Below are 1,133 nucleotides of genomic sequence, written 5' to 3'. Positions count from 1 at the left end.
GGACCGGGCAGCGCGGGTGCGGGTCCCGCCTCGGCGGCGCCCGGCGGCGCGGCGGCCCGCGGCGATCAGGGGCTGCTGCACACCACGGGCCCGTACGCACCGCGCGACTTCCGGGAGACGGCCCGTGTGCACCGCGACGGACGCCACGAGGGCGGCGAGGCGGGCAAGCCGGAGTCGGACGCATGGGCTCCGCGAGTGCCCGGACAGCGGGGCAGGGGCTGACGCCGTGGACGTAGGGTGAAGCGCATGAATGACCGCATGGTGTGGATCGACTGCGAGATGACGGGCCTCTCGCTCGCCGACGACGCGCTCGTGGAGGTGGCGGCCCTCGTCACCGACTCCGAGCTGAACGTGCTCGGGGAGGGCGTGGACGTGGTGATCCGTCCTCCCGCGCGGTCGCTGGCGTCGATGCCGGACGTCGTCCGTGAGATGCACACCGCCTCCGGCCTGCTGGACGAACTCGACGACGGTACGACCCTCGCCGAGGCCGAACGGCAGGTCCTGGAGTACGTACGCAAGCACGCGCCGGAGGCCGGGCGGGCGCCGCTGTGCGGCAACTCCGTGGCGACCGACCGGGGCTTCCTGGCCCGGGACATGGGAGAGCTGGAGGCCCACCTCCACTACCGGATCGTGGACGTCTCCTCCATAAAGGAGCTGGCACGCCGCTGGTATCCCCGTGCGTACTTCAACAGCCCGCCGAAGAACGGCAATCACCGTGCTCTCGCGGACATCCGCGAGTCGATCGCGGAGCTGCGCTACTACCGCGAGGCGGTCTTCGTACCGGCGCCCGGCCCCGATTCGGACACCGCGAAGAAGATCGCCGCCAAGCACGTGGTGCCGCCCGCCTCCTGACGGACGGCGGTGGGCACCTCGCGGCGGGACCGGCGTCGCACGGACGCGGCGCCAACGGCGCGGCGGCGAGCGGGAGATCACGCCCGCCGGCCCCGGCCTCAACCCGTGCGCGAGCACCCCGGCCCACCCTGTACACTCTTTCTCGGCCGTGCGGAAGAACGAGCCGGCCGTGGTGGATGTAGCTCAGCTGGTAGAGCACCTGGTTGTGGTCCAGGATGTCGCGGGTTCAAGTCCCGTCATTCACCCTCGATGATCAAGACCCCCGCCCGGGGAGATCCGGG

The 1,133-nt window shown here is 71.8% G+C and carries 1 protein-coding gene, 1 tRNA gene and 1 pseudogene; all 3 read left to right on the top strand.

The genetic code is table 11. From position 1 onward, the window contains the following. A pseudogene (locus AN218_RS36800) lies at nucleotides 1-222 on the top strand (AraC family transcriptional regulator); the annotation flags it as partial. Nucleotides 223-246: 24 nt separating this feature from the next. Continuing rightward, on the top strand, nucleotides 247-852 hold the full coding sequence (gene orn, locus AN218_RS19095; RefSeq protein WP_070018099.1) for an oligoribonuclease: 606 nt from the start codon (nucleotides 247-249) through the stop codon (nucleotides 850-852). A 172-nt stretch (nucleotides 853-1,024) separates the two neighbouring features. Continuing rightward, nucleotides 1,025-1,097: transfer RNA gene (locus tag AN218_RS19090), tRNA-His, on the top strand. Nucleotides 1,098-1,133: the final 36 nt, after the last annotated feature.

Source organism: Streptomyces nanshensis, assembly GCF_001751255.1.
Lineage (GTDB): Bacteria > Actinomycetota > Actinomycetes > Streptomycetales > Streptomycetaceae > Streptomyces > Streptomyces nanshensis_A.
The sequence above is the reverse complement of the archived record's forward strand: the minus strand, read 5'-3'. Positions and strand labels throughout refer to the sequence as shown.

Bases quoted from the DNA above. Each gene is read 5' to 3' on its own strand.
- orn (WP_070018099.1), top strand. From the start codon at position 247: ATGAATGACCGCATGGTGTGGATCGACTGCGAGATGACGGGCCTCTCG.